General features: G+C 66.2%; 24 protein-coding genes and 2 tRNA genes. 16 read left to right on the forward strand and 10 right to left on the reverse strand.

The features are described from left to right. Positions 1-107 precede the first annotated feature (107 nt). Positions 108-1,535: an NAD(P)/FAD-dependent oxidoreductase gene (locus A5651_RS13525; protein ID WP_066981077.1), complete on the reverse strand. Its 1,428-nt coding sequence runs from the start codon at positions 1,533-1,535 to the stop codon at positions 108-110. Between the two features lie 31 nt (positions 1,536-1,566). Here A5651_RS13525 and serA point away from each other — a divergent pair, with 31 nt between their 5' ends. Together serA and A5651_RS13535 are read left to right on the forward strand one after the other, a co-directional pair. Further along, a complete protein-coding gene (gene serA, locus A5651_RS13530; RefSeq protein ID WP_066981080.1) occupies positions 1,567-3,186 on the forward strand; it encodes a phosphoglycerate dehydrogenase in 1,620 nt (539 codons plus the stop codon). Further along, positions 3,183-4,193 (forward strand): 3-isopropylmalate dehydrogenase, encoded by a 1,011-nt coding sequence (locus A5651_RS13535; protein ID WP_066981084.1) that lies wholly within the window; start codon positions 3,183-3,185, stop codon positions 4,191-4,193. Before serA ends, A5651_RS13535 begins: the two co-directional genes overlap by 4 nt. 414 nt (positions 4,194-4,607) lie before the next feature. Here the strand turns inward: A5651_RS13535 and A5651_RS13545 are convergent, their stop codons facing one another. Further along, positions 4,608-4,925: a DUF4333 domain-containing protein gene (locus tag A5651_RS13545; protein WP_066981091.1), complete on the reverse strand. Its 318-nt coding sequence runs from the start codon at positions 4,923-4,925 to the stop codon at positions 4,608-4,610. Positions 4,926-5,002: 77 nt separating this feature from the next. After that, the gene (locus tag A5651_RS13550; protein WP_066981093.1) at positions 5,003-6,202 is read right to left on the reverse strand and encodes an MFS transporter; all 1,200 of its coding nucleotides are present in this window, start codon (positions 6,200-6,202) and stop codon (positions 5,003-5,005) included. Positions 6,203-6,317: 115 nt separating this feature from the next. Here A5651_RS13550 and A5651_RS13555 point away from each other — a divergent pair, with 115 nt between their 5' ends. The 4 genes from A5651_RS13555 to A5651_RS13570 all read left to right on the forward strand — a co-directional run bounded on the left by A5651_RS13555 (position 6,318) and on the right by A5651_RS13570 (position 8,937). Further along, the gene (locus A5651_RS13555; RefSeq protein ID WP_066981096.1) at positions 6,318-7,133 is read left to right on the forward strand and encodes a fumarylacetoacetate hydrolase family protein; all 816 of its coding nucleotides are present in this window, start codon (positions 6,318-6,320) and stop codon (positions 7,131-7,133) included. Beyond that, positions 7,130-8,614 (forward strand): glutamate--tRNA ligase, encoded by a 1,485-nt coding sequence (gltX, locus tag A5651_RS13560; protein WP_066981099.1) that lies wholly within the window; start codon positions 7,130-7,132, stop codon positions 8,612-8,614. The genes A5651_RS13555 and gltX overlap by 4 nt, the downstream gene beginning before the upstream one ends. Before the next feature lie 117 nt (positions 8,615-8,731). Beyond that, a tRNA-Gln gene (locus A5651_RS13565) sits at positions 8,732-8,803 on the forward strand. Between the two features lie 61 nt (positions 8,804-8,864). After that, a tRNA-Glu gene (locus tag A5651_RS13570) sits at positions 8,865-8,937 on the forward strand. Positions 8,938-9,028: 91 nt separating this feature from the next. Here A5651_RS13570 and A5651_RS13575 read toward each other — a convergent pair. Further along, a complete protein-coding gene (locus A5651_RS13575) occupies positions 9,029-9,730 on the reverse strand; it encodes an IclR family transcriptional regulator (RefSeq protein WP_066981102.1) in 702 nt (233 codons plus the stop codon). Between the two features lie 39 nt (positions 9,731-9,769). On the opposite strand from A5651_RS13575, the gene leuC reads away from it, so the two are divergent. The 3 genes from leuC (at position 9,770) to A5651_RS13590 (ending at position 12,580) form a co-directional block, all read left to right on the forward strand. Further along, positions 9,770-11,203, forward strand: a complete 1,434-nt coding sequence (gene leuC, locus A5651_RS13580) for a 3-isopropylmalate dehydratase large subunit (RefSeq protein ID WP_066981105.1) — start codon at positions 9,770-9,772, stop codon at positions 11,201-11,203. A gap of 13 nt (positions 11,204-11,216) precedes the next feature. Further along, positions 11,217-11,816 (forward strand): 3-isopropylmalate dehydratase small subunit, encoded by a 600-nt coding sequence (gene leuD / locus A5651_RS13585; protein ID WP_066981109.1) that lies wholly within the window; start codon positions 11,217-11,219, stop codon positions 11,814-11,816. A gap of 197 nt (positions 11,817-12,013) precedes the next feature. After that, positions 12,014-12,580 (forward strand): HU family DNA-binding protein, encoded by a 567-nt coding sequence (locus A5651_RS13590; protein WP_066981112.1) that lies wholly within the window; start codon positions 12,014-12,016, stop codon positions 12,578-12,580. A gap of 84 nt (positions 12,581-12,664) precedes the next feature. Here A5651_RS13590 and A5651_RS13595 read toward each other — a convergent pair whose 3' ends face one another. From A5651_RS13595 to cofC, 3 genes are read right to left on the reverse strand one after another with little or no spacing between them, the layout of a single operon-like run. Next, positions 12,665-13,600, reverse strand: coding sequence for an NUDIX hydrolase (locus A5651_RS13595; protein WP_066981116.1), 936 nt, complete (start codon positions 13,598-13,600; stop codon positions 12,665-12,667). Between the two features lie 36 nt (positions 13,601-13,636). After that, entirely contained in the window at positions 13,637-15,823 is a 2,187-nt protein-coding gene (locus A5651_RS13600) for an RNA degradosome polyphosphate kinase (protein WP_369803950.1), read from the reverse strand. Between the two features lie 53 nt (positions 15,824-15,876). Beyond that, positions 15,877-16,530, reverse strand: coding sequence for a 2-phospho-L-lactate guanylyltransferase (gene cofC, locus A5651_RS13605; protein WP_066981119.1), 654 nt, complete (start codon positions 16,528-16,530; stop codon positions 15,877-15,879). A 208-nt stretch (positions 16,531-16,738) separates the two neighbouring features. Here cofC and A5651_RS13610 point away from each other — a divergent pair, with 208 nt between their 5' ends. From A5651_RS13610 to A5651_RS13620, 3 genes are all read left to right on the forward strand, one after another. Next, positions 16,739-17,719 carry an NAD(P)H-dependent glycerol-3-phosphate dehydrogenase gene (locus tag A5651_RS13610; RefSeq protein ID WP_066981122.1) on the forward strand — a complete coding sequence of 327 codons (981 nt, stop codon included), beginning with the start codon at positions 16,739-16,741 and terminating at the stop codon, positions 17,717-17,719. Between the two features lie 4 nt (positions 17,720-17,723). Beyond that, positions 17,724-18,833, forward strand: a complete 1,110-nt coding sequence (locus A5651_RS13615) for a cystathionine gamma-lyase (protein WP_066981125.1) — start codon at positions 17,724-17,726, stop codon at positions 18,831-18,833. A gap of 61 nt (positions 18,834-18,894) precedes the next feature. Beyond that, a complete protein-coding gene (locus A5651_RS13620; RefSeq protein ID WP_066981129.1) occupies positions 18,895-20,022 on the forward strand; it encodes a D-alanine--D-alanine ligase family protein in 1,128 nt (375 codons plus the stop codon). Here A5651_RS13620 and A5651_RS13625 read toward each other — a convergent pair. Both A5651_RS13625 and A5651_RS13630 read right to left on the reverse strand, forming a co-directional pair. Then, positions 20,019-20,558, reverse strand: a complete 540-nt coding sequence (locus A5651_RS13625; protein WP_066981132.1) for a DUF3515 domain-containing protein — start codon at positions 20,556-20,558, stop codon at positions 20,019-20,021. The two genes, A5651_RS13620 and A5651_RS13625, sit on opposite strands and share 4 nt — an antisense overlap. 19 nt (positions 20,559-20,577) lie before the next feature. Beyond that, complete coding sequence (locus tag A5651_RS13630) at positions 20,578-20,820, reverse strand: Lrp/AsnC family transcriptional regulator (protein ID WP_066981135.1); 243 nt, start codon at positions 20,818-20,820, stop codon at positions 20,578-20,580. Positions 20,821-20,924: 104 nt separating this feature from the next. Between A5651_RS13630 and A5651_RS13635 the strand changes: the two genes are divergently transcribed. Both A5651_RS13635 and A5651_RS13640 read left to right on the forward strand, forming a co-directional pair. Beyond that, positions 20,925-21,881 carry a thiamine-phosphate kinase gene (locus A5651_RS13635; protein WP_066981137.1) on the forward strand — a complete coding sequence of 319 codons (957 nt, stop codon included), beginning with the start codon at positions 20,925-20,927 and terminating at the stop codon, positions 21,879-21,881. A 27-nt stretch (positions 21,882-21,908) separates the two neighbouring features. Continuing rightward, complete coding sequence (locus tag A5651_RS13640; protein WP_066981140.1) at positions 21,909-22,619, forward strand: uracil-DNA glycosylase; 711 nt, start codon at positions 21,909-21,911, stop codon at positions 22,617-22,619. 37 nt (positions 22,620-22,656) lie between these two features. Here the strand turns inward: A5651_RS13640 and rpmB are convergent, their stop codons facing one another. Beyond that, entirely contained in the window at positions 22,657-22,851 is a 195-nt protein-coding gene (rpmB, locus tag A5651_RS13645) for a 50S ribosomal protein L28 (RefSeq protein WP_066981142.1), read from the reverse strand. Positions 22,852-23,073: 222 nt separating this feature from the next. Between rpmB and A5651_RS13650 the strand changes: the two genes are divergently transcribed. After that, entirely contained in the window at positions 23,074-24,726 is a 1,653-nt protein-coding gene (locus A5651_RS13650) for a DAK2 domain-containing protein (protein ID WP_066981277.1), read from the forward strand. A gap of 2 nt (positions 24,727-24,728) precedes the next feature. Then, on the forward strand, positions 24,729-26,915 hold a 2,187-nt coding region (recG, locus tag A5651_RS13655; protein ID WP_066981145.1), incomplete at its 3' end, for an ATP-dependent DNA helicase RecG.

The raw sequence follows: 26,915 nt of genomic DNA on the forward strand, positions 1-26,915 counted from the left end.
GGCCAATCGCGATTCGCCCGATCAGCACAGAACCGTCTTACCCAATCGATGCATCGATTATGCATCGATTGGTCTGCGGCGCCAGATTCAGGGGTGGCTCGTGCGGTCTACGGGCTCAGGGTGGGCATCGTCTTGATGCCGAATTCCCGTTTGAGCACCGTGCGTGCTGCGTAATAACCGGCCATGCCGTGCACCCCGCCGCCGGGCGGCGCGGCGGACGAGCAGATGTAGGCCTTGGGGATTGGGGTGGTCCACGGATCCAGCCGCGGCGTCGGACCTGCCAATGCGCTGACCATGTTGTTGCCGCCGACGCCGATATCGCCCCCGATGAGATTCGCGTTGTGGTCGGCCAGCCGCGATGCCGGCACGCTGCGCACTGCGACGACAAGGTCGCGAAATCCCGGCGCGAACCGCTCGAAGATCTCGGCCACCACGTCGGCCTGGTCCCGCGAAGACCCATGCGGCACATGCACATACGTCCACAGTGGGCGGCGGCCAGCGTCGTCGATGCGGGACGGATCGGCCAGATGCGGCAATGCCGCCAACACCATCGGCCACTCGGCGTGCCGGCCCGCGGCGATCTCGGCCTCGGCCAGCGCCATCTGCGCCCGGCTGCCGCCCAGGTGCAGGGTCGGCGACTGTGCCAGCCGCTGGTCGCTCCACGGGATTTCACCCGACAGCACGAAGTCGACCTTCGCCACACCGGGCCCGTACCGGTAGCGTTGCAAGGCTTTTGCGTAGGCCGATGGCACGCCGTTGCGATAGATGTCCAGCAGCGCGGTCGGAGCTGTGTCGTAGATCGCCACACCGTCCGGCGGCGCGATCACGGGTTCACCCAGCACCAATTCACCGCCGTGGGCGGAAAGGTCGGCGAGCAGCGCGTCGGGGATGGCCTGCGAGCCGCCGACCGGAATCGGCCAGCCCACCGCATGAGCAAGTGTGCCGAGCATCAGGCCCGCCCCGCTGGACACCAGCGACGGCATCTTCGAGATCGTATGTGCGGCAACGCCAGTGAACAGAGCGCGAGCATCCTCACCCTTCAATGCACTCCACAGCGGGCTGCCTTGTGCGAGCAGCCGCGGACCCACCTTGATCGCCGCGGACAGCGGTGGCACCGAACGTTTGTCGCCGAGGATCAACCGCACCACGTCCTCGGCGTCGTCGACCAGCGGGCCCAACAGCCGCCGCCACGACGTGCCGTGTTCGAGCTCGGCGCAGGTGCGCCCGATATCGCGGTAACCGATCGCGGCGGGACGGTCGGTCAGCGGGCTGGCGTAGGAGATCTCCGGCACGGCCAGCCGGACACCGCGGGAGGGCAGGTCGAAGGCGGCGAAGAACGGCGAGGCGAGCGCCAGCGGATGCACCGCCGAGCAGATGTCGTGCCTGACGCCGGGATAGTCCGGGTCGGGCAGGGTCCGGGCGCCGCCGCCTGCAGTCGGTTGACCTTCGATGACGCGCACCGCTAGGCCCGCCCGGGCACAGATCACGGCGGCGGCGAGGCCGTTGGGTCCACTGCCGACAACGGTCACGTCCATTCCTGATATTCAAGCCCATTAGTCTGGCCGGGTGAGCCTTCCCGTCGTACTCATTGCCGACAAACTGGCCGAATCGACCGTCGCCGCGCTGGGGGACCAGGTAGAGGTCCGCTGGGTGGACGGCCCCGACCGCGAAAAACTACTGGCCGCCGTGCCCGAGGCCGACGCGCTGCTGGTCCGGTCGGCGACCACCGTCGACGCCGAGGTGCTGGCCGCCGCGCCCAAGCTGAAGATCGTCGCGCGGGCCGGTGTGGGCCTCGACAACGTCGACGTCGACGCTGCCACCGCCCGCGGCGTGCTCGTGGTCAACGCGCCGACGTCGAACATTCACAGTGCCGCCGAACACGCGCTGGCACTGATGCTGGCGGCGGCGCGCCAGATCCCCGCCGCCGATGCCTCGCTGCGTGAACACACCTGGAAGCGGTCGTCGTTCTCCGGCACCGAGATCTACGGCAAGACGGTCGGCGTGGTCGGCCTCGGCCGGATCGGTCAGTTGGTCGCGCAGCGGCTCGCGGCGTTCGGCACGCACGTCGTGGCCTACGACCCTTATGTGTCGACGGCGCGCGCCGCACAGCTCGGCATCGAGCTGCTGACCCTCGATGAGTTGCTCTCGCGGTCCGATTTCATTTCCGTGCACCTGCCGAAGACACCCGAGACCGCCGGGCTGATCGGCAAAGAGGCATTGGCCAAGACGAAGCCGGGCGTCATCATCGTCAACGCCGCCCGCGGTGGATTGGTCGATGAGGAGGCGCTCGCTGAGGCGGTCGCCAGTGGTCATGTGCGGGCCGCCGGCCTCGACGTGTTCGCCACCGAGCCGACGACCGAGAGTCCGCTGTTCGAGCTCCCGCAGGTGGTGGTCACGCCACACCTCGGCGCATCGACCGCCGAGGCGCAGGACCGCGCGGGCACCGATGTCGCTGCGAGCGTCAAACTGGCGCTGGCAGGCGAGTTCGTGCCGGACGCGGTGAACGTCGGCGGCGGTGTCGTCGGCGAGGAAGTCGCGCCGTGGCTGGATCTGGTGCGCAAACTCGGCCTGCTGATCGGTGTGCTGTCGGCCGAGCTACCGGTGTCGTTGTCGGTTCAGGTGCGCGGTGAGCTGGCCGCCGAAGAGGTTGAGGTGCTGCGACTTTCGGCGCTTCGCGGGCTGTTCTCGTCGGTGATCGAGCCGCTCAGCGACGGCGGCTCTGCAGGCTCCGCGCCGCAGGTCACCTTCGTCAACGCGCCCGCACTCGCCGCCGAGCGCGGTGTCGACGCGTCGATCAGCACCGCCCCCGAAAGTCCCAATCACCGCAGCGTCGTCGATGTCCGGGCAGTGTGCTCCGACGGCGGCGTCGCCAATGTAGCGGGCACCTTGTCGGGTCCGCAGCAGGTCGAGAAGATCGTGCAGATCAACGGCCGCAACTTCGACCTGCGCGCGGAGGGCATCAACCTGATCATCAATTACGCCGACCAACCGGGCACGCTCGGCAAGATCGGCACGCTGCTGGGCTCGGCCGGCGTCAACATCCACGCCGCGCAGCTCAGCGAGGACGCCGAAGGGAAGAGTGCGACGATCTTGCTGCGCATAGACCGCGACGTGCCGGAGGAGCTTCGGTCTGAGATCGCGGACGCCGTCGGCGCCAATCTGCTGGAAGTGGTGGACTTGTCGTGAAATTGGCGGTCATTGCCGGCGACGGTATCGGCCCCGAGGTCATCGGCGAAGCGCTCAGGGTGCTCGACGTGGTGCGACCGGGTGTCGACAAGACGGAGTACGACCTCGGCGCACGGCGATACCACGCGACGGGGGAGACGCTGCCCGATGGTGTCGTCGACGAGCTCAAGGGTCACGACGCCATCCTGCTGGGTGCCATCGGCGACCCCTCGGTGCCGAGCGGTGTGCTCGAGCGCGGCTTGTTGCTGACGCTGCGCTTTCAACTCGATCATCACGTCAATCTCCGCCCGTCGCGGCTGTATCCGGGTATCGCCAGCCCGCTGGCCGGTGACCCGCCGATCGATTTCGTCGTGGTCCGGGAGGGCACCGAAGGTCCGTACACCGGCACCGGCGGCGTCATCCGCGTCGGCACACCGCACGAAGTGGCCACCGAGGTGAGCCTCAACACCGCATTCGGCGTCGAGCGCGTCGTGCGCTACGCCTTCGCGCTAGCCGCGGAGCGGCGCAAGCATCTGACGTTGGTGCACAAGACCAACGTGCTGTCGTATGCCGGAAAGCTGTGGTCGCGGGTGGTCGAGCAGGTGGGCCGCGACCACCCCGACGTCGAGGTCACCTACCAGCACATCGACGCGGCCACCATCCACATGGTGACCGACCCCGGTCGGTTCGACGTCATCGTCACCGACAACCTGTTCGGCGACATCATCACCGATCTCGCGGCAGCGGTGTCCGGTGGTATCGGGCTGGCTGCGAGCGGCAATATCGATGCGACAGGGGCGAATCCGTCGATGTTCGAACCAGTGCACGGTAGCGCGCCCGACATCGCGGGTCAGGGCATCGCCGACCCGACCGCGGCCATCATGTCGGTGGCGCTGTTGTTGTCTCATGTCGGCGACGCCGACGCCGCTGCGCGTGTGGACAAAGCCGTCGAGCAACACCTGGCTACCCGTGGGGACGCGAAGCTGGCCACCAGTGAGGTCGGCGAGCGGATCATCGCGAGCCTGTAGTCTGCCGGCGATCGGCGTCGTCTAACCCTTGGCGCGTTGCTGAACTTCCTTGATCGCAGCCCAATTGACCTGCGGTCGCGCGAGACTGCGTCTGTCGAGGTACTTGGGCCGATCTGCGGCATCGCATGATGAAATCCACAAAGGCCAGCTTCGACGGCGGCTGAAAGCTTTCGCTGCGGAAGATCCATGTCCCATCGTTGTCGACGAGCGCCCCCTTTATCGAGAGCATCTGCAGCCTCCACAGCTTCTCGTCATGCGAGTGGCACATCAGGTTGACCGGTCCCTCGACGGCTCGCAACATGTCGGGCAACGGCGCCGGCAGCTGACCCGACGTCGACACGGTGTGGAGCTTACGACGGCGAGGGCCCGCTGATCCGCGGATTCGCACCCGTGATGCGAAGCATCGCAATGGGCCTACTGCGGTTTGTCGTCGACCTTCAGATCGAATTTGACGTCGGTGCCCTCGACCTTGGTCACGTTCACGTTGACGCCGTAGGTCTCGCCGCCGTCGTGGAGCATGCAGCGTGTCGTCGCCCCGACTTCGCCCTTCAGGTCGTCGGGACACTTGACCGACTCCGGCGTGTGACCGACCTGCTTCTCGAGTTGGGCCGAAATCTCTTCAGCCAGTTCTTCCTTGTCGACAGACGGGCCTACCGATGCGGAGAACGAACATGCCGCCACGGTGGTTAACGCCGCAGCGACCCCCACCACCGGTCCGATAACTCGCCGCATCTCCAGCCTCCTACAGATGTGCTGCTGCGCAGCAACTGTGGCACATACGCCCGTTGTGTCGGCGATTTGGGGCGGGTTTACGGGTGCGGGCTGAGCAACGGGTCGGCCTCAACGGGAACCAGCGGTATCGCGAGCAAGGGCAAGATCGCGCACACCGCGAACGCGGCCGCATAGCCCGCGGCTCCGATCAGCGCGCCGAACAAAGGCGGTACGACGCCTGCGGTGAAGAGCTGGCTGGTGTTCTGCGTGCCGAGCGCGCGCCCGCTCCAGAACGGGCCGGCGATCTCGGCGATCGCGGTGAACGCTAATCCGTTGTCCGACACTGTGATTACCGAGGCGGCGATCACCATCACCACGCTCGCCGGTGAATCGACCCAGTCGGTCAATGCCAGCAGACCCATCGACACGGCGGCGGCAAGGGCGATGGTGCGGATCGGGCGCAAGCGAGAGCTCACGATGTCCGACCAGCGGCCTGCCGCGATACGACCTGCGGCACCGAGCACTTGTGCCAGCGCCACCAGAAGCCCCGCCGATGCCGCCGACCATCGGCGCTCGGTCATCAACCACACGAGCGTGAACGTCCACACCACCACCTGCGGCGCTACTAGGAGCATCGAAACTGCGTGGATGCGCCAGAGCGTTCCCGTGCCGCGATAGGGGTTGGCGAGATCGTCACGGGCGGCCTCGGCGCGCGGCGGACGTGGCGGATCCATAACGGCCAGCGCACATACCACGGCTGACACTGTGCACACCACGGCAGGGAAGAGCAGCGCCGCCGAGACGCCGTAATTCTGGGCCAGTTGCGGAATCACCAACGCACCCAAGCCAACTCCCAACGGCTGGGCCGTCTGCCGGATGCCCATGACGAGACCGCGTTGATCCGGAGGGAACCAACCGACAACCAGCCGCCCGCTCGCCGTGTTGCTGCTGGCCGCCGCCATCCCGCCGAGCAACAGAAACGCACCGACTGCCACCAACGAGTGCACCGACGCCGCTGCGAACGCCGCGGAGGCCGTGAGCGCCGATCCCGCCGCCAGCACGATGCGCTCGCCGAGCCGGTCGACGACATAGCCCCACGCGATGAGGGTGAACACCATGCCGAAACCCGGCAGGGACGACATCAGGCCCGCCTGCGCCAGGTCGAGCCCGCGCTCGGTGTGCAGCGTCGGAATAAGGAACGCCGCACCGTTGATGAACACGTTGGCGAACATCGTCGACGTCAGCGCGATCGCGAGCATCCACCACCGCCGGGCGCTCCCGATGCTGTCCGTCGCCATGCGGCCATCCTCGCACAGCCGTCTCAATATATTGAATTGCCTTCCCGTATCCTGAGACATCGCGACGAAAGGAGTGGCTGCCGACGGCCCCGGACCCGACCACTAGGCTGGGGCGATGCGTCTAGGCCGAATCGCCAGCCCCGACGGAGTCGCCTTCGTCAGCATCGAGGGCTCACCCGACGACCCCGCCGCCATCGCCAAAGAGATCGCCGAGCATCCGTTCGGCAACCCCACCTTCACCGGACGGCAGTGGCCGCTGGCCGACATCCGGTTGCTCGCGCCGATTCTGGCCAGCAAGGTGGTGTGCATCGGCAAGAACTACGCCGCTCACATCGCCGAGATGGACGCGCACGGGAGGAGCAATACAGAGGTCGGCGCCGGCGAGTTTTCCGAACCGATCATCTTTATGAAGCCGAACACCGCGATCATCGGACCCCACACGCCGATCCAGCTCCCGGTAGACGCCGACCCGGTGCATTTCGAGGGCGAGTTGGCCGCCGTCATCGGAAGGCCGTGCAAGGACGTACCTGCGGCGCGCGTGCCCGAGAACATCCTCGGCTACACCATCGCCAACGATGTATCGGCGCGCGATCAGCAGAAGAAAGACGGCCAATGGACACGTGCAAAAGGCCATGACACGTTCTGCCCAGTAGGTCCCTGGATCGTCACCGACGTCGACCCGGCCGATCTGGCCATCCGCACCGAAGTCAACGGCGAGGTGAAGCAGGACAGTCGAACGTCGAACATGATCCACGACATCGGCGCCATCGTGGAATGGATCTCCGCGGTGATGACCCTGCTGCCCGGCGACCTCATCTTGACGGGCACACCTGAGGGCGTCGGTCCGATCGAGAACGGTGACACCGTCAGCATCACCGTCGAGGGCATCGGCACACTCACCAATCCGGTTGTGCGCAAAGGAAAACGATGACTGCTGCCGATCGCGTACGAGTTCGGTTCTGCCCGTCGCCGACCGGCACGCCGCACGTCGGGTTGATTCGCACCGCACTGTTCAACTGGGCCTACGCTCGCCACACCGGCGGCGATTTCGTGTTCCGGCTCGAGGACACCGACGCCGAACGTGACAGCGAGGAAAGCTATCTCGCGCTGCTGGACGCGCTGAGCTGGCTGGGCCTCAACTACGACGAGGGCCCCGAGGTCGGCGGACCCTATGCCCCCTACCGGCAGTCCGAACGCCGCGACATCTACCGCGATGTGGTGGAACGACTGGTGGCTGCGGGCGAGGTTTATGAAGCGTATTCCACGCCCGAGGAGGTCGAGGCGCGGCACGTCGCCGCAGGCCGAAATCCGAAGTTGGGTTACGACAATTTCGATCGCGACCTGACCGAGGAGCAGCGGGGGGCGTATCGGCAGGAGGGCCGCAGGCCGGTGCTGCGGCTGCGTATGCCCGACGAACCGATCACGTGGAATGACCTCGTGCGCGGCGAAACGACGTTCGCGCCCGGCTCCGTGCCGGATTATGCGCTGACGCGCGCAAGCGGAGACCCGTTGTACACCTTGGTCAATCCGGTCGACGACGCGCTGATGAACATCTCTCACGTGCTGCGCGGGGATGACCTGTTGTCATCCACGCCGCGGCAAATCGCGCTGTACCGCGCGCTGATCCGTATCGGGGTCACCGATCGCGTTCCGCAGTTCGGGCACCTGCCCGCCGTGCTCGGCGAGGGCACCAAGAAGCTCTCCAAACGCGATCCACAGTCCAATCTGTTCTTGCACCGCGACCGCGGATTCATCCCGGAGGGGCTGCTGAATTATCTGGCGCTGTTGGGCTGGTCGATCGCCGACGACCGTGATGTCTTCAGCCTCGATGAGATGGTCGCGGCATTCGATGTGGTCAACGTGAACTCCAACCCGGCGCGATTCGACCAGAAGAAGGCCGATGCGCTCAACGCCGATCACATCCGGCTTCTCACCGAGGAGGACTTCACTGCTCGGCTGCGGGCGTATTTCGACACGCACGGGTATGACACCACGCTTGACGATCGACAGTTCGCCGACGCCGCGCGCTTGGTGCAGACGCGCATCGTCGTGTTGGCCGATGCGTGGGACCTGCTCCAATTCCTCAACGACGAGGAGTTCGCGCTCGACGAGAAGGCGGCAGGCAAAGAACTCACCGGCGATGCGGTAGCGGTGCTCGACGCCGCGCTCACCGCGCTTGCGGATATCAACGAATGGCGGACCGACACCATAGAAGCGGCGCTCAAGACGGCGCTGTTGGAGGAACTGGCGCTCAAGCCGCGCAAGGCGTTCGGGCCCATCCGGGTGGCCGCGACCGGAGCGACGGTTAGCCCGCCGCTGTTCGAGTCGCTGGAGCTGCTCGGCCGAGACCGCAGCCTGCAGCGGCTGAGCGCAGGCCGCGACCATGCCGCCGCGGCTGCGACCGGCGCGTGACAGGCACCGGTGAAATCTTTGGTAATCTGCACGTCGGCCCGGCAAGACAGGCGAGATGTTCTTCAACGCCTTGTCTGGTCTGTAAATAGCCTGTGACCAGCGGTTACAGGCGGCCAATGGGGTATGGTGTAATTGGCAACACAGCTGATTCTGGTTCAGCCATTCTAGGTTCGAGTCCTGGTACCCCAGCTGCACTAACGATTAGGGTCGGCCTCGGCACCTGAGCTATGCTGGCCCATCGGAAGTTCTAGCCCCCGTCGTCTAGCGGCCTAGGACGCCGCCCTCTCACGGCGGTAGCGTGGGTTCGAATCCCATCGGGGGTACAACCCAGTGCCTCTTCTTCAGCGAATCTGCTCACAAATCGTGTTTCTGCGCCGTTCTGCGATCTGACCGCAGTTTCGGCGCGCCGCGACGTCAGAGGCGGCGCGTCAAAGCGTCCGCGGCGGCCACCAGATCCGCGGCCCATCGTGCCCCCGGCCGGCGGCCGATTCGGTCGATCGGTCCCGAGACGGACACCGCCGCGATCACCTGGCCGCGCCCGTCGCGCACAGGCGCCGAAACACTCGCCACCCCGGGTTCGCGTTCGGCAACGCTTTGCGCCCAGCCGCGCTTGCGTACCTCTGCCAACGTGCGGTCGGTGAACTTGGCCGACGGCAGTACCGACTGCTGTGTCGCGGCGTCGCTGTAGGCCAGCAGGATCTTGGCGCCCGAACCGGCAGTCATCGGCAGATGGGCGCCGACGGGAACGGTATCCCGCAGTCCCGCAGGCGGTTCCAAAGCAGCCACACAGACACGAGAGGTGCCTTCGCGACGGTAGAGCTGCACGCTCTCGCCGGTGATCTCACGCAGCCTGGGCAAGACCACCGCACCTGCGGCTACCAACGGATCGTTGACGTGGCCCGCCAATTCCACCAGTGCGGGGCCCAATCGCCACCGGCCCTCGGGGTCGCGGGCGAGCAGCCGGTACACCTCCAAGCCCGCGGCCAGCCGGTGCGCGGTGGCGCGGGGCAGACCCGTGCGCTCACACAGTTCCGCCAGGCCGCAGGGCGACTCCGCGATTGCGTGCAGCAGCCCCACCGCTTTGTCCAGCACGCCAATGCCGCTATCCTGTCTCACAAGGAGATACTATCGTTCCAGATTGTGAGATGGTCAAGTATGACAACCGATGCGCGGCCGCGCACCATGGCGGAAAAGGTTTGGGATGACCACGTCGTTGCTATCGGCGGGGGTACGGGCGACGCCCGTGAACCCGATCTGATCTACATCGACCTTCACCTCATTCACGAGGTGACCAGCCCGCAGGCCTTCGACGGGTTGCGGCTCGCGGGCCGCCGCGTCCGGCGACCCGATTTGACCATCGCCACCGAGGACCACAACGTGCCGACGGTCGACATCGACAAACCGATCGCCGATCCCGTCTCGCGCACTCAGGTCGACACCTTGCGGCGCAATTGCGAAGAGTTCGGCATCCGCCTGCACCCGATGGGCGATGTCGATCAGGGCATCGTGCACATCATCGGACCCCAACTGGGTCTCACCCAGCCCGGCATGACGATCGTCTGCGGCGACAGCCACACGTCCACCCATGGCGCATTCGGTGCACTCGCGATGGGCATCGGCACATCGGAGGTCGAGCACGTGCTCGCCACGGAGACATTGCCGCTGCGTCCGTTCAAGACGATGGCGGTCAACGTCGACGGCCGATTGTCCGCCGGCGTTAGCGCCAAGGACATCATCCTCGCCGTGATCGCGAAGATCGGTACCGGCGGAGGGCAGGGTCATGTCATCGAATACCGCGGCAGCGCCATCGAAGCGCTGTCGATGGAAGGCCGCATGACGATCTGCAACATGAGCATCGAAGCCGGCGCGCGCGCAGGCATGGTCGCGCCCGACGAGACGACGTATGAATTCCTTCGCGGACGTCCGCACGCTCCGATGGGCGCGGATTGGGATGCGGCGGTCGCGGCGTGGGACCGGTTACGCACCGACGACGGCGCCGAATTCGACTCCGAGATCTACATCGACGCCAGCACGCTGAGTCCGTTCGTCACGTGGGGAACCAACCCGGGGCAGGGTGTGCCGCTGTCGGGTTCGGTGCCGGACCCCGAGCTGATGCTCGACGACGATTCACGCCAAGCCGCCGAGAAGGCACTGGCATATATGGATCTTCGGCCGGGCACCGCCATGCGCGACATCGCGGTTGACACCGTCTTCGTCGGCTCGTGCACCAACGGACGCATCGAAGACTTGCGGGTGGTCGCCGACATCTTGCGTGGCCGCAAGGTGGCCGACGGTGTGCAGATGCTCGTCGTGCCCGGCTCGATGCGCGTGCGCGCCCAGGCCGAATCCGAGGGCCTTGGCGAGATTTTCACCGCTGCGGGCGCACAGTGGCGGCAGGCCGGTTGTTCGATGTGCCTCGGCATGAACCCCGACCAATTGTCGCCCGGGCAGCGCTGCGCATCGACGTCCAACCGGAACTTTGAGGGCAGGCAGGGTAAGGGCGGCCGTACACATCTGGTGTCGCCGGCCGTCGCCGCCGCGACCGCTGTGCGCGGAAAGTTGTCCTCACCCGAAGACCTCAATAACTAAAGGGAGACCAATCATGGAACCGTTCCGCACACACACCGGGATCGGCGTTCCGTTGCGCCGGTCCAATGTCGACACCGACCAGATCATCCCGGCGGTGTACCTGAAACGGGTCACCCGAACAGGTTTCGACGACGGTTTGTTCGCGTCATGGCGAAACGATCCGTCGTTCGTCTTGAACCTGAGCCCGTTCGACAGGGGCTCAGTGTTGGTCGCCGGCCCCGATTTCGGCACCGGATCGTCGCGCGAACACGCGGTGTGGGCGCTCATGGACTACGGCTTCCGCGTCGTCATCTCGTCTCGCTTCGCCGATATTTTTCGCGGCAACGCCGGCAAGGCGGGTCTGTTGGCGGCAGAACTCGCCCAAGACGATGTGGAACTTTTGTGGAAGCTCATCGAGCAGCAGCCCGGGCTGGAAATCACTGTGAATCTTCAAGATCGGACAGTGTCCGCAGGAACGGTCATGTTGCCGTTCAAGATTGACGATTACACCGCCTGGCGATTGCTTGAAGGTCTCGACGATATAGGCCTTACGCTGCGAAAACTGGATAAAATCGAGTTGTATGAATCTAATCGCCCACAGTGGAAACCACGCACGGTATCTGCATCCGGATAGCGGTCGAAGCAACCGAAATTAAGGGTCTGCAAACCGCTGCTTCGACCCCCTCGCCAGCGGCCATGCGCGGCAACCAGATTGCAAAAATTTGTGCCAGCAACGCTTGAAATTGCGCGTGGCTCTTGGAAATCAGTGGTATGTCGTATTACCGTGTCCTACTAGTTGGTCCAAGGTGGATCACGGTGTGGAGGTTTTGCATGAACAAAGCAGAGCTGATCGACGTACTCACGAAGAAGCTCGACACTGACCGACGGACGGCTACCGAAGCCGTCGAAAACGTCGTCGACACAATCGTGCGTGCGGTGCATAAGGGTGACAGCGTCACCATTACCGGTTTCGGCGTCTTCGAACAGCGCCGTCGTGCAGCCCGGGTCGCGCGTAATCCGCGCACCGGCGAGACAGTGAAAGTGAAGCCAACATCCGTGCCGGCGTTCCGGCCCGGTGCTCAATTCAAAGCGGTTGTCTCTGGCGCACAGCGCCTCCCGGCGGAAGGACCTGCAGTGAAGCGTGGAAGTGGAGCCGGTGGGGCTCGCAAGGCTGTCAAGAGGGCTGCGGCCAAGAAGGCTGTGAAGCGCAGTGCGGCCAAGAAGGCTGTGAAGCGCAGCGCCGCCAAGAAGGCAGTGAAGCGCAGCGCCGCCAAGAAGGCAGTGAAGCGCAGCGCCGCCAAGAAGACGGTGAAGCGGGCTGCCGCCAAGAAGGCGACTAAGGCATCGCCCGCCAAGAAAACTGCAAAGCGCGCGCCGGCCAAGAAGGGCCGTCGGTAATTTCTCATCGGATACGCCGTGGGTCGCGATGACCCACGGCGTATCTGCGTAATGGGGTAACTCGGTTGAACCGCTGCGCGGCTGCTATTTCTTTGTGGCCAGTGGACTACCGATATGGTCGGCGGCCACCAAATCGCCGCGCCACGACGACATCACCCACGTGCTGCCCTTGCGATTGCGCGATTTGTCGGGGCGTATGCCATCACGGTCGCACCACCACTCGATCAGATCCGGTATGACCTTCCCCTGGGTGCAGATCACCGGCGTGCCATCGGTCGCGGCAATCTCGAGCACGCGGCGGCGGGCCGCCTTTCGATCGTCTGCGTAGGCTTCCTCGGTCAGCAGCGGTTCGTTGCGAATGGTCGACCCGAGTTCTTCAGCCAATGGTTCGAGCGTCTGGTGGCATCGAGTACGGTCCGCTGCGTACAGCGTGTCAGCGCCGAACGCCAGCAGTTGACCGACCAACGACTCGGCCTGCGCCCGCCCGCGTTTGTCCAACGGACGGAGCCGGTCGTCGCCCTTGTACCTAGACTTACTACCCGCGGTGCCGTGCCGGACGATCAGGACGGTTTTGGTGTCGGCGGGCAACTTGGCGAACCGGCGCAACACCTTCCGGTCGTACGGGTACTCGAGTTGCTTCATCGCCGCCGAGACGGGCAACCACTTCAACTCGTCGACTTCTTCACTCGATGCGAACGCGCCGTCGACGGCACGCGCCGCCCAGTACCGCACCTTCTTGAGGCCTTGCGTCTCGACCGCATAACTCACCGACGCCAGCCGTCTGCCGAGATGTGAGCGGTAGCCCGTCTCCTCGAACACCTCGCGCACGGCGGTGATCGGTTCGCTTTCTCCCGCCTCGACCTTGCCTTTGGGAAGCGACCAGTCGTCGTAGCGCGGTCGGTGGATCACCGCGACTTCGGGTTCGGTCCCGTCGTCACTGGCTCTCCACAACACCGCGCCGGCGGCGAGAGTGGCCTTGCCGTGCGGCCTCGCCGCGCTGTTGGACGAATTCCTCGACACCTCAACTCCTGCAGATCATCCGAGCCGCGGGGACTGTCAAGGGTGGCGGTGGCGTTCCATCAGCCACACCTGGTGATCGCGCACTGTCTGGCCTTCCTGAGGAGACGCCGTCCAGTTTCCATCGGCGCCGAGTTCCCAGCAGCGGGTCTCCGGGTTCATTGCCGACTCGAACACTTCGTCCAGATGCGCTTTCAGCCTCGGATCCTTCACTTGAGCCATGACCTCGACTCGGCGGTCGAGATTACGATGCATCATGTCCGCGCTGCCGATCCAGAACTCGTCGATGGCACGGAAGTGAATTATGCGTGAGTGCTCGAGGAACCGGCCCAGGATCGAGCGCACCACGATGTTGTCGGAGAAGCCGTCGACGCCAGGACGAAGCGCACAGATGCCGCGCACCACCACCTCCACCCGCACGCCGGCCTGCGAGGCTCGGTAGAGAGCGTCGATCACCTGCTCGTCGACCAACGCGTTGGCCTTGAGCCGGATTCGGCCGCGTGCACCCTCGCGCGTCGCTGCTGCTTCGCGTTCGATGCGCTCGATGATGCCCTTGCGCACGCCGTGCGGTGCTACGAGCAGGTTGCGATAGGAGTCCTTGCGCGAATAGCCTGTCAGCGAGTTGAACAGATCGGTGAGGTCCGCGCCGATGTCGGGAGCGGCCGTCAGCAGCCCGACATCCTCATACAGGCGAGCCGTTTTCGGGTTGTAGTTGCCGGTGCCCACATGGCAGTAGCGCCGGATCGCCGAACCTTCCCGCCGAACCACCAGACACGTTTTGCAATGTGTCTTCAATCCGATCAGCCCGTAGACGACGTGCACACCCGCCTGCTCGAGGGCGCGTGCCCACTTGATGTTGGCCTGTTCGTCGAAGCGCGCCTTGATCTCCACCAGCGCGACCACCTGCTTGCCCGCTTCGGCGGCGTCGATCAGGGCGTTGACAATCGGCGAGTCACCCGATGTGCGGTACAACGTCTGCTTGATCGCCAACACATTCGGATCGGCTGCGGCCTGTTCGATGAAGCGTTGCACCGTGGTCGAGAACGAGTCATACGGATGATGGACCAGGACGTCCCCATCGCGCAGTGTCGAGAAGATGCTCTTCGGTGTTTCACGTTCGCCGAACGCCGGCGGGGTAGCGGGCACGAATGGCGGATCCTTCAGCTCGGGGCGATCCACGCCGTAGATCTGCCACAGCGACGAAAGATCCAGCAGGCCAGGCACCTCGATGACGTCGCCGGGGTTCACGTCCAGTTCGCGCAGCAGGAGCTCCAGCATGTGCTCGGTCATGTCGTCGGCGACCTCGAGGCGCACCGGAGACCCGAACCGCCTCCGCGCCAACTCGCGCTCGAGCGCCTGCAGAAGATCCTCGTCGCGGTCTTCCTCGACCTCGAAATCGGCGTTGCGCGTGATCCGGAACGCGTGGTGCTCGACGATCTCCAAGCCGGGGAACAGCACTGGCAGGAACACCGCGATCAGTTCTTCCATCGGCAGGAAACGCAACTCGCCCTCGCGGCTGTCGAGTTCGACGAAGCGGTCGACGTTGTCGGGCACCTTGATTCGGGCGAAGTGCTGACCGCCGTCGTCGGGATGTTTGACGGTGATCGCGAGATTCAGGCTCAGGCCGCTGACGAACGGGAACGGATGCGCGGGGTCGACGGCCAACGGTGTCAACACCGGAAAGACCTGCTCGTGGAAGTAGGCCGACAACCGATCGCGCTCGGCGTCGTCGAGCTGAGTCCAGGTGACGATGACGATTCCGCGCTCTGCGAGCGCAGGCCGCACCGATTCGAGAAACACATGGGCGTGTCGATTGGCGATCTGTTGGGTTCGTTCGTTGATCCGTCGCAGCTGCTCGCGTGGTGAGAGCCCGTCGGCGGAGCGCACGGACAGACCCATCTCGTCGCGCCGTTTCAGGCCGGCAACGCGCACCATGTAGAACTCGTCGAGGTTCGACGCGAAGATCGCGAGGAACTTTGCCCGCTCCAGCAGCGGTAGCGATGGGTCAGCGGCCAGCGCCAGCACGCGGGCGTTGAAGTCCAGCCAGCTCAGCTCGCGATTGAGGTAACGATCGTCGGGAAGCGCATTGTCGACCGTCGGCGCTGTCGCCGCAGGTGGCGCTTCCGGGTTTCTGCCGTCCTCCCGAGGGGAGGCCGAATCATCCACCACCGCGTCGGTGTCATCGCGTCGAACTCGTGTCTCGGCTTCGGTCATCCCGTCGATCATCCCCCATTCGCTATCCGAACTTCTACCGACGGCGAGTTTCCTTCGACAGCTGTTTACCTTGGTCTTCCGATTGCTTGCGCCGTCGCCGCGCCCACGCCGAGGCGACGCGCCACCAGCAGGTCGTCGGGTGTGTCGATGTCGCAACGCAGCCCTGGCCACGGCCCAGTCAGCTCTATGGCTCCCGAATGCCGGTGCCGCTGGGCCGAATCGGCGCCGAACCGGGGATCCAGCGGGACACCGAACGCAAACAGCGCCGAGGTGCCCGTGCCGTGCCGGTCGCCGACGAAGCTGCGTCGGTATGTGCGGGCGGCGGCGATCGCCTCAGCTAACTCTTGTGGCTGTAGTGCGGGTAAATCACCCTGCAGCGCAACGACGTTCGGGGTCGTCTCACGAACGACCGCCGAGGCGGCCGCGATCGCGTTGTTCAGCGGATCGCGGTGTCCCTCGGGTGTGGGATCGGCGAGCACATGCGCACCCAGCTGCTGCGCGGCCTCGGCGGCCACCTGGTCGGGGGTCACGACGGTCACGGTCTGCAAAGCGGGCACGGCCAGCGCGGCCCTGATGGTGTCGATCATCATGGCCAGCACGACGCCTTCCCGCGTCGAGGCGGAGAACACCGGAGCGAGCCTCGTCTTGGCCGCGGCCAGCCGCTTGACGGCGATGACCAATCCGACGTCACCCGCCGCGTCGGTCTGCGTGCCGCTCATGAATATTCATCCTGCCAGTGGCGGGGCTTCTCAATGCGGCTGACGCCGCTTGATCGGCGCCCCGCTCGGTTGGATGGCGGGGCTCCTCAACGCGGCTGACGCCGCTTGATCGGCGCCCCGCTCGGTTGGATGGCGGGGCTTCTCAACGCGGCTGACGCCGCTTGATCGGCGCCCCGCTAGGGTTGGACCCGTGGTTGACGCCGCTGTAATGGGAGCCGGTGCCTGGGGAACGGCGCTGGCCAAAGTGTTGGCGGACGCGGGCAATAACGTCACGCTGTGGTCGCGTCGCGCTGAGCTGGCCGATGATATCAACGCGACGCACCGCAATCCCGAGTACCTCGGCGACATCGAGCTGCCCGCATCGATCCGCGCCACCGGCGACGCACACGACGCGCTGGCCGGCGCGTGCACCGTGTTGCTCGCGGTGCCGTCGCAGACGCTCCGGGGCAATCTCACCGAATGGGCCGGCTCGATCGAGCCCGACGCGACACTGGTCAGCCTCGCCAAGGGCATCGAGCTGGACACACTGATGCGGATGAGTCAGGTGGTGGTCCAGGTCACCGGCGCCGACCCGGCCCGGGTCGCCGTGGTCACCGGCCCCAACCTGGCCAGTGAAATCGCTCAGGAGCAACCCGCCGCAACCGTCGTCGCCTGTGCCGATTCCGGACGCGCGGTGGCATTGCAGCGCGCGATGGCTACCAAGTACTTCCGTCCCTACACCAACGTCGACGTCATCGGCGCCGAGGTCGGCGGCGCATGCAAGAACGTCATCGCGTTGGCGTGCGGCATGGCCGCGGGCGTCGGGATGGGCGAGAACTCCGTCGCAGCGATCATCACCCGCGGGTTGGCCGAGATCATGCGGCTGGGTATCGCGTTGGGGGCCAACCCCGCGACGTTGGCCGGCCTTGCCGGTGTCGGTGATCTCGTCGCCACGTGCACGTCGCCGCACTCGCGTAATCGCACCTTCGGGTCGCGCCTCGGCGCGGGGGAGACGTTGGAGGCGGCCAAACAGGCGGCAGGTGATCATGTCGCAGAGGGCGTCACCTCATGCGAGTCCGTGCTTGCGCTCGCGGCGAGCTACGACGTCGAGATGCCGTTGACCGACGCCGTACATCGTGTGTGCCACAAGGGGTTGTCTGTCCCGGAGGCGGTCGCCTTACTGCTCGGCCGCACCACCAAGCCGGAGTAGCACAGTGTCCGGCGTCTACGGGGACTCCACCAGGAGCGTCAAAGCCACTGCGGCACAAGCGGTTCCAGGGAGCCCGATTATGACACCGCCGGTACTGGCCGCCGCGTATCACATCCCGCCGAGCGAAGACGATTCGCTGGACAGCTACGGCCGCTATCACAACCCGACATGGCGGCAGCTGGAATCGGCACTCGCCGAGCTGGAAGGTGCCGCAGCGGCATTGGCGTTCGGCTCGGGGATGGCCGCGATCACGTCGACCCTGCGGGTGCTGGCCAAGCCGGGGACCACGCTGGTCGTGCCCGCCGACGGTTACTACCAGGTGCGGCGGTATGCGGCTGAATTCCTTGCCCCGCACGGCATCACGGTGATCGAGGCGACATGTGCCGACATGATCGCCGCCGCATCGCGCGCCGACGTGGTGCTGGCCGAGACCCCATCGAACCCCGGTCTCGACGTGGTCGACCTCCATCGCCTCGCGCTGACGTGCCGGGCCCGTGGCGCGACGCTCATCGTCGACAACACCACCGCCACACCACTGGGGCAGCAACCATTGTCGCTCGGCGCCGACGTGGTGGTGGCCAGCGCGACCAAGTCGTTGTCGGGTCACCACGACCTCCTCGCGGGATACGTGGCTGGCAGCCATCCCGACCAGATGGCTGTCATCGAGAACGAGCGTCGGGTGGCGGGACCGATCCTCGGTTTCTTCGAAGCGTGGCTGGTGCTGCGCAGCATCGGAACGGCCGGCCTGCGGTTCGAGCGCCAGTGCCAGAACGCGCTGGCGATGGCATTGGCTCTGCGGGCGCACCCGGCGGTGCGGTCGGTGCGCTATCCGGGTCTGCCGGGAGACCCGTCGCACGAGATCGCCAACCGGCAGATGAAGCGCTTCGGCGGAATCGTCGCCATCGAATTGGACAACGCTGCCGCGGTGCACGCGATGGTGCAGCGCAGCGAGCTGCTGATCTCGTCGACCAGCTTCGGCGGCATCCACACCTCGGTGGATCGGCGCGCCCGCTGGGGTGACCAGGTCAGCGAGGGATTCGCGCGGATCTCGGCGGGCATCGAGGACACCGACGACCTGGTCGCCGATATCGAGCAGGCCTTACCGCAACGGTGAATCCCCAGGTCGCCTCCGCAGATCGTGCGACTTCCGGCGGGGGCGGTAGCCTCTCTAGGTTGTGACTGCCCGCCACCAGCCCCGCTCCGCCGGCCGCGTCCGTGTCGCCGTCGTGTATGGCGGACGCAGCTCTGAGCACGCGATTTCGTGTGTATCCGCAGGCAGCATCCTTCGTCATCTCGACCCGCAGCGATTCGAGGTCATCGCGATCGGCATCACCCCGGAGGGCTCGTGGGTGCTGACCAACGCGCAGCCCGACACCCTGGCCATCACCGACGGCAAGCTGCCCCAGGTCAGCGACGCATCCGGCACCGCTTTGGCGCTGCCCGCCGATCCGGGCCGCGGCGGCCAGCTGCTGTCGTTGGGGCAGGGCGCCGGCGAGTTGCTGACCACTGTCGACGTGGTTTTCCCGGTGTTGCACGGTCCATACGGCGAGGACGGCACGATTCAAGGCCTCCTCGAACTGGCCGGGGTGCCCTATGTCGGCGCGGGCGTGCTCGCCAGCGCGGCGGGCATGGATAAGGAGTTCCTCAAGAAGCTGCTCGCCGCCGACGGCCTACCGGTCTGCGATCACGTGGTGCTGCGCCCGTACCGGGACACGCTGGAATCAGATGAGCGAGAGCGGCTGGGCCTGCCGGTATTCGTGAAGCCGGCGCGCGGCGGCTCGTCAATCGGCGTCAATCGGGTGACCGCGTGGGATCAGCTGCCCGCCGCCATCGACGACGCGCGTAAGCACGACCCGAAGGTGATCGTCGAGGCGGCCGTGCCGGGGCGGGAACTCGAATGCGGCGTTCTCGAACTCCCCGACGGCAGAGTAGAAGCCAGCACCGTCGGAGAGATCCGCGTGGCAGGTGTGCGGGGACGCGAGGACGGTTTCTACGACTTCTCCACCAAATATCTCGAGGACGCCGCCGAACTGGACGTGCCGGCCAAGGTCGACGACGACATCGCCGACGAGGTGCGCAGGCTGGCCATCCGGGCGTTCCGCGCGATCGACTGCCAAGGCCTGGCCCGCGTCGACTTCTTCCTCACCGACGACGGGCCCGTGGTCAACGAGATCAACACCATGCCCGGATTCACCACCATCTCGATGTTTCCGAGGATGTGGGCGGCCAGTGGCGTCGACTATCCGACCCTGCTGGCGGCGATGGTAGATACCGCTTTGACGCGGGGTACGGGCCTGCGTTAGCGTACCGGCGCCGGATGTGGCGCGACGGCGGGCATCGTCTTCGAGATCGCTTCGGAGATTTCCTGGATGGGAGTCGGTCCCGATCCACTCGGCAGCGTCAGGGCTACATATACCGGGCGATCCACCGCGAACCAGGTGCTCCTGTCACCCTCGGTCAGCTCGAACCACTGCACCGGCGCGACCACCTGCAACGGGGAGCCGACGACGAACTCCGCGGGCCGATCCAGACCGCAGCGCAGAATCACCGGGTCCTCGTCGGGCGCGGCCTGCCATGCCGCCGCGGCGACCGGGGCGGGATCAGCGAGCTGGGCGCGGCGGTAGTCACCCAATCGGTCAGGTAGAGCGGCCAACAACGCGGTGCACTCGGTGCTCGCGGACTTCGGTGCGGGCACGGACACCAGCGGCACCGGCTGCAGTTGTTCGGGCAGCTGCCGCACGGCCGCGATCGCCAAGACGGCGACGATCGCCGCGACGGCCACCACGACGGCGGCGATCAACAACGATCGGGGTGGTCCGTCGGAGCTGTCGTCGGTCATGGGTGACACAACGGAAACTCTAGGGCCGTGCTCCGTCGGCGATCGGGCAGGTCAGGGTGCGGGTGATGCCGGGGACCTGCTGGACGCTCGGGACGACGGTCTGCTGCAAGTCGCTCATCGTTTCGGCCGCTATGCGGACCACCACGTCGTACGGGCCGGTGACGTACTCGGCCGACACCACACCGCTGAGCTCGGCCAGCTGTTTGGCGACGACCTCGGCGCGGCCCACATCGGTCTGGATCAGCATGAAAGCCTCGACCACCCGCTGACGCCTCCGTTCCGCTGCATAGACTCCACGCGGCAGGGACCAAAAGTACCGCACGTTTGCCCGACGTTCAGCACACGAGCGGGACCCGAGGAGGCGCTATGGTCGGCGACGAGCACGCCGAGAGCCTTGCTGGGCTCGGGGAGTTCGCCGCGATCGACCGGCTCGTCGCTGACCGGGAACAGCCGGCGGTCGTCGCCGTGGGCCCCGGTGATGATGCAGCGGTGGTCTCTGCCGTCGACGGCCGGACCGTGGTGTCCACCGACATGCTCGTGGAGGGGCGACATTTCCGGCGTGACTGGTCGACGCCGCATGAGGTAGGTCGAAAAGCCATCGCGCAGAACGCCGCCGACATCGAGTCGATGGGCGCGGTGGCCACCGCGTTCGTCGTCGCGTTCGGCGCACCCGGCGATACGTCCGCTGCGCAGACAACTGAGCTTGCCGACGGAATGTGGTACGAGGCAGCAAAAGTCGGCGCCGGGATCGTCGGCGGCGATCTGGTCAGCGCGCCGCAGTGGGTGGTCTCGGTGACCGCGCTCGGCGATCTCGCTGGACGCTCACCCGTGCTGCGCTCCGGCGCGCGGGTCGGCGACTCCGTGGCGGTGGCGGGTACGCTAGGTCGGTCTGATGCGGGATATCACCTGTTGCACAACGGGATTGATGAGTACGAGGTATTACGGCGAGTGCACCTGGCGCCGGAGCCGCCGTACGGGCAAGGGCGCGTGGCGGCCGACGCTGGCGCGACGGCGATGACTGACATCTCCGACGGGTTGGTAGCCGACCTCGGGCACATCGCGCAAGCGTCCGGCGTGGGCGTCGATCTGACGACCGCAGGGCTCTCGGCCGACCGTGACGCCGTTGCCGAAGCGGCCGCCGCTCTCGGCGTCGACCCGTGGGCGTGGGTGCTCGGCGGTGGGGAGGACCATGCGCTTGTCGCGATGTTCCCCGGCGCGCTTCCGCCGGGCTGGCGAGCCATCGGCAGGGTGATCGACGGGCCTGCTCGTGTTCTCGTCGATGGTGAAGCCTGGCGCGGAAACCCGGGTTGGCAGTCTTTTTAGTGAGCGCTGCCGCTAGGTTGTCATCTCGTGACGGCACGCCCCCTGAATGAGTTGGTCGAAGAGGGTTGGGCTCGCGCGCTGGAACCCGTCGCGGGGCAGGTCGCGCAGATGGGGGAATTCCTGCGGGCCGAGATCGCCGCGGGCCAGCGGTATCTGCCCGCCGGAGAGAACGTATTGCGCGCCTTCACTTTTCCGTTCGACCGGGTGCGGGTGCTGATCGTCGGGCAGGATCCGTATCCGACGCCGGGGCATGCGGTCGGGCTCAGCTTTTCGGTTTCCCCCGATGTGCGGCCGCTGCCGCGCAGCTTGGAGAACATCTACCGCGAATACAGCAGCGATCTGGGCTATCCCGCCCCGGCCACCGGCGATCTGTCGCCGTGGGCGCAGCGCGGCGTGATGCTGCTGAACAGGGTGCTGACCGTGCGGCCGGGTGCACCGGCGTCGCACCGCGGGAAGGGTTGGGAAGCCGTCACCGAATGTGCGATCCGGGCGTTGGTGGCGAGGTCGGAGCCGTTGGTGGCGGTGCTGTGGGGACGCGACGCGTCCACTCTGAAGCCGATCCTTGATGGTTCCGACCGCGGACGCGTCGAGCGGAATAACCCATGCGTCGCCATTGAGTCGCCGCATCCCTCACCGCTGTCAGCGTCCCGGGGTTTCTTCGGGTCGCGGCCGTTCAGCCGCGCCAACGAACTTCTCGAGAAGATGGGTGCCGAACCGATCGACTGGCGGCTGGCCTGACCTATCGGCGCGCCGAGATCAATCAGGGGGCGGAAAGCTAGCCGCGTGTGACCTTGCCGGCCTTGATGCAGGAGGTGCAAACGTTGATGCGCTTCTTGTTGCCGCCCGGGCCGGTCACGGCGCGCACGCTCTGGATGTTGGGATTCCACCGACGGCTGGTCCGGCGATGGGAGTGCGAGACCGACTTGCCAAAGCCGGGGCCCTTCCCGCAGATATCGCAGACGGCAGCCATATCGAGAACTCCTTGGATCAGTACTTCGAGGTCTGAGGATTGCCAGGAAACCGGACGCGGTTCGACCCGACAACCTGACCAGGATACCGGGCGGGAAAACAATCGCCAAAACGCCGTCCACCGGCTGCGGACCAGGCCGGTCGATGTTACCGGCGATGTCCGGCGCAGTGGATAGGCTGGCGCCCATTGGGGGTCTCATATTGCGGTGGAAGGCGGGTGTTGATGGTCGGGCGTGGACGTCGGCTGGACGCCTCGGCCCTGCGTGACTGGGCCCACACCGCCGTCGGCGACCTGATCGCCCACACCGACGAGATCAACCGGCTGAACGTCTTCCCGGTGGCCGACGCCGACACCGGGACAAACATGCTGTTCACGATGCGTGCGGCGTGGGCGCAGGCCGACGCCGCGCCAGCCGGTGACGTGGCGACGGTCGCCGCGGCCCTGGCCGACGGCGGGCTGCACGGCGCGCGCGGCAACTCCGGGGTGATCCTGTCGCAGATCTTGCGCGGGCTAGCCGACGTTGCTGCCGAGGCTGCCGCCGAACGCGGCGGCCAACTGGCCGACATCGACGGCCCTCTGCTGGCCGCTTCGCTGCGTCATGCCGTCGGCCTCGTCGTGGCGTCGATGGGCAGCTCGGTGCCGGGCACCATCGTCTCGGTGTTGCAGGCCGCCGCCAAGGAGGCCGAGGACTCCGTCGCCGCGGACGCCGACCTCGGTGACGTCGTGGCCGCTGCAGCCGACGCCGCGGTGACGGCGCTGGACAAGACCATCGACCAGCTCGACGTGCTGACCCAGGCGGGCGTGGTCGACGCCGGCGGTCGCGGCCTGCTGGTGTTGCTTGACGCGCTGTCGAAAACCGTGTCCGGCCATGCTCCGACCCGACCGGAGTACACGCCCGCGCCGCCGACGGTCGAAAGCGCTGTTGCTTCGCCCGATCCCCGCTTCGAGGTGATGTACCTGCTCAGTGGATGCCGGCCCGACGGCGTCGAGCATCTCCGGCAGAAGCTCGACGAGCTCGGGGACTCGGTCGCCATCGCCGCGTCCGCAACCGACGGCGCGGGCCGCTACTCGGTGCACGTGCACACCGACGACGCGGGCGGCGCCATCGAAGCCGCGCTCGCGTTCGGAACCCCAAGCCGGATCCAGATCACGGCGCTGACGGTCGGTTCAGGGACCCAGGCGCGCGGCGGCTGGTCGCGCGAACGCGCGGTGCTGGCAGTCGTCGACGGCGACGGCGCGGCCGAACTGTTCGCCGGGGAAGGCGCCCGCGTCCTGCGGCCCGATCCCGAGGCGACGGATCCCACGTCGGCACTGTCCGCCAAGCAGCTGCTCCGCGGTCTGGTCGATGCAGCCGCCGCCCAGATCATGGTGCTGCCCAATGGTTTCGTCGCCGCCGAAGAACTGGTCGCGGGCTGCACGGCGGCCATCGGTTGGGGCATCGATGTCGTTCCAGTGCCTGCCGGCTCGATGGTGCAGGGCCTGGCCGCGTTGGCCGTCCACGACCCTGATCGTCAAGCCGTCGACGACGGCTACACCATGGCCCGCGCCGCCGCTTCCGCCCGGCACGGTTCGGTCCGGCTCGCCACCGAAGAGGCGCTGACGTGGGCGGGCACCTGCCAGCCCGGTGACGGTCTGGGAATCGCCGGGGACGAGGTTTTGATCGTCGCCGAGGACATCACCGCCGCCGGCAAGGGCCTGATCGACCTGCTGCTCGTCGCGGGCGGAGAGTTGATCACCGTTCTCAGCGGAGAGGGCGTCGATCCCGCTGTGGGCGAAGCGCTTTCGGCGCATGTGCACCGCGAGCACCTCGGCACCGAGCTGGTGACCTACCACACCGGCCACCGCGGTGATGCGCTGCTGATCGGGGTCGAGTAACGGTGGTCGCACTTTCTGACCGGCTCGATTCGGTGCTCGGCAAGAAGGCCGCAGATGCGCTCGGCGAACACTTCGGCATCCGCACCGTCAACGATCTGCTACGGCACTACCCGCGGAAGTACAACACGGGCACAACGGTTCTCGGGGAAGGCGGCGAACTTCCGGAAGAGGGCGAGCACATCACCTTGGTCGACACGATCACCAAGGCCGAAATGAAGTGGACGAAACGCGAACCGAAGCGGCAATTCCTGGTCATCACACTCGGACACCGAAGGCCGACGGTGACCGCGACCTTCTTCAATCCGAAGTACATCAGAAAGGGGTTGACCGAGGGCATCCGGGTCATGCTGTCCGGTGAGGTTGGATACTTCCGGGGCACAATGCAATTGACCCATCCTGCCTTTCTGATCGTGAACTCCGGAAGGGGCTCACGCTCGTTGGCGAAGATTGCGGAGGCCTCACGGGATTCCAGTGGCAGTTTGGAGCTGTCGGCGTTCGAGCGGGATTTCTTTCCGATCTATTCAGCCAGCGCAAAGATGCAGAGCTGGGACATCTATGCCTGTGTCCGTCAGGTTCTCAACGTGCTGGACCCGATACCCGAGACGGTGCCCGAATCGTTCTTGCGTGATTACGATCTGGTGTCTGAAGACCGCGCGTTGCGCGAAATCCATTCCGCGGAGAATGCCGACGACCGAGACCGGGCCCGGGAACGGCTCACCTACGACGAAGCCCTTGGACTGCAGTGGGCGCTGGCCGCACGTCGGCACAGCCAACAGGGGGCATCAGGACCGCCGGCGCCCAAGAGAGACGACGGCTTGCTAGCAGCGCTCGTGCGGCAGTTACCGTTTGAGTTGACGGCCGGGCAACAAGAGGTGCTGGCCACGCTGTCGGACGAGCTTGCGGCAAACCGGCCGATGAACCGAATGCTGCAGGGGGAGGTCGGTTCCGGCAAGACGATCGTGTCGGTGCTGGCGATGATGCAAATGGTCGACGCCGGTTACCAGTGCGCGCTGCTGGCTCCCACCGAAGTCCTCGCCGCTCAGCATGCCCGCTCGGTGCGTGAGGTGCTCGGAGCGTTGGGAATGGCGGGCCAACTGGGCGGCGCAGAGAATGCGACCCGTGTGGCGCTGCTGACCGGATCGATGACAGCCCAGCAGAAGAAACAGGTGCGCGACGAGGTGGCCGCAGGCGAGGCCGGGATCGTCATTGGTACGCACGCGCTGCTACAAGACGCCGTCGATTTTCACAATCTCGGCCTGGTCGTGGTCGACGAGCAGCATCGGTTCGGCGTCGAGCAGCGAGACCGGTTGCGCTCGAAGGCCCCTGCTGGTTTGACGCCGCACCTGCTCGTGATGACCGCCACCCCGATTCCCCGCACAGTCGCGCTGACGGTGTTCGGTGACCTGGAGACCTCGACGCTGCGCGAACTGCCGCGCGGACGTCAGCCGATCGCGACCAACACGATCTTCACGAAAGAGAAGCCGAAATGGCTTGAGCGCGCGTGGGACCGGATCATCGAAGAGGTTCGTGCGGGTCGTCAGGCCTATGTGGTCGCGTCGCGGATCGACGAGAACGACAAGAAAAGCGACAAAGATGATGCCGGGCCGCCCGCGACCACGGTGATCGAGTTGCTCGAGCGTCTGCGCAACGGGCCGTTGGCGGGGCTGCGGCTCGGGTTGATGCATGGCAGGCTGCCCGCTGACGAGAAAGACGCCGTGATGGCGGCGTTCCGCGCCGGGGAGATCGATGTTCTGGTGTGCACCACCGTCATCGAGGTCGGGGTCGACGTGCCCAACGCGACGGTGATGTTCGTGATGGACGCCGACCGGTTCGGCGTCAGCCAGCTCCATCAGCTGCGCGGGCGTATCGGCCGCGGGGAACATGCCAGCCTGTGCCTGCTGGCCACGAAGCTGCCCGAGGCGTCCAAGGGGGGCGAAAGGTTGAAGGCGGTGGCGAGCACGCTCGATGGGTTTGCGCTTGCCGACCTCGACCTGAAGGAGCGTCGCGAGGGAGATGTGCTGGGCTACAACCAGTCCGGCCGCCCCCTCACGCTACGGTTCCTATCGTTGTCCGAGCACCGCGACATCATCGAATGCGCGCGCGACTTCTGCCGGGCACACTACGAGGACAATCCCGACCATCCCGGAATGGCGCTTCTGGCAGCGCAATTCACCGATACCGAGCGCGTC

The sequence above is a fragment of the Mycobacterium sp. 1274761.0 genome, assembly GCF_001668615.1.
Classification (GTDB): Bacteria; Actinomycetota; Actinomycetes; order Mycobacteriales; family Mycobacteriaceae; genus Mycobacterium.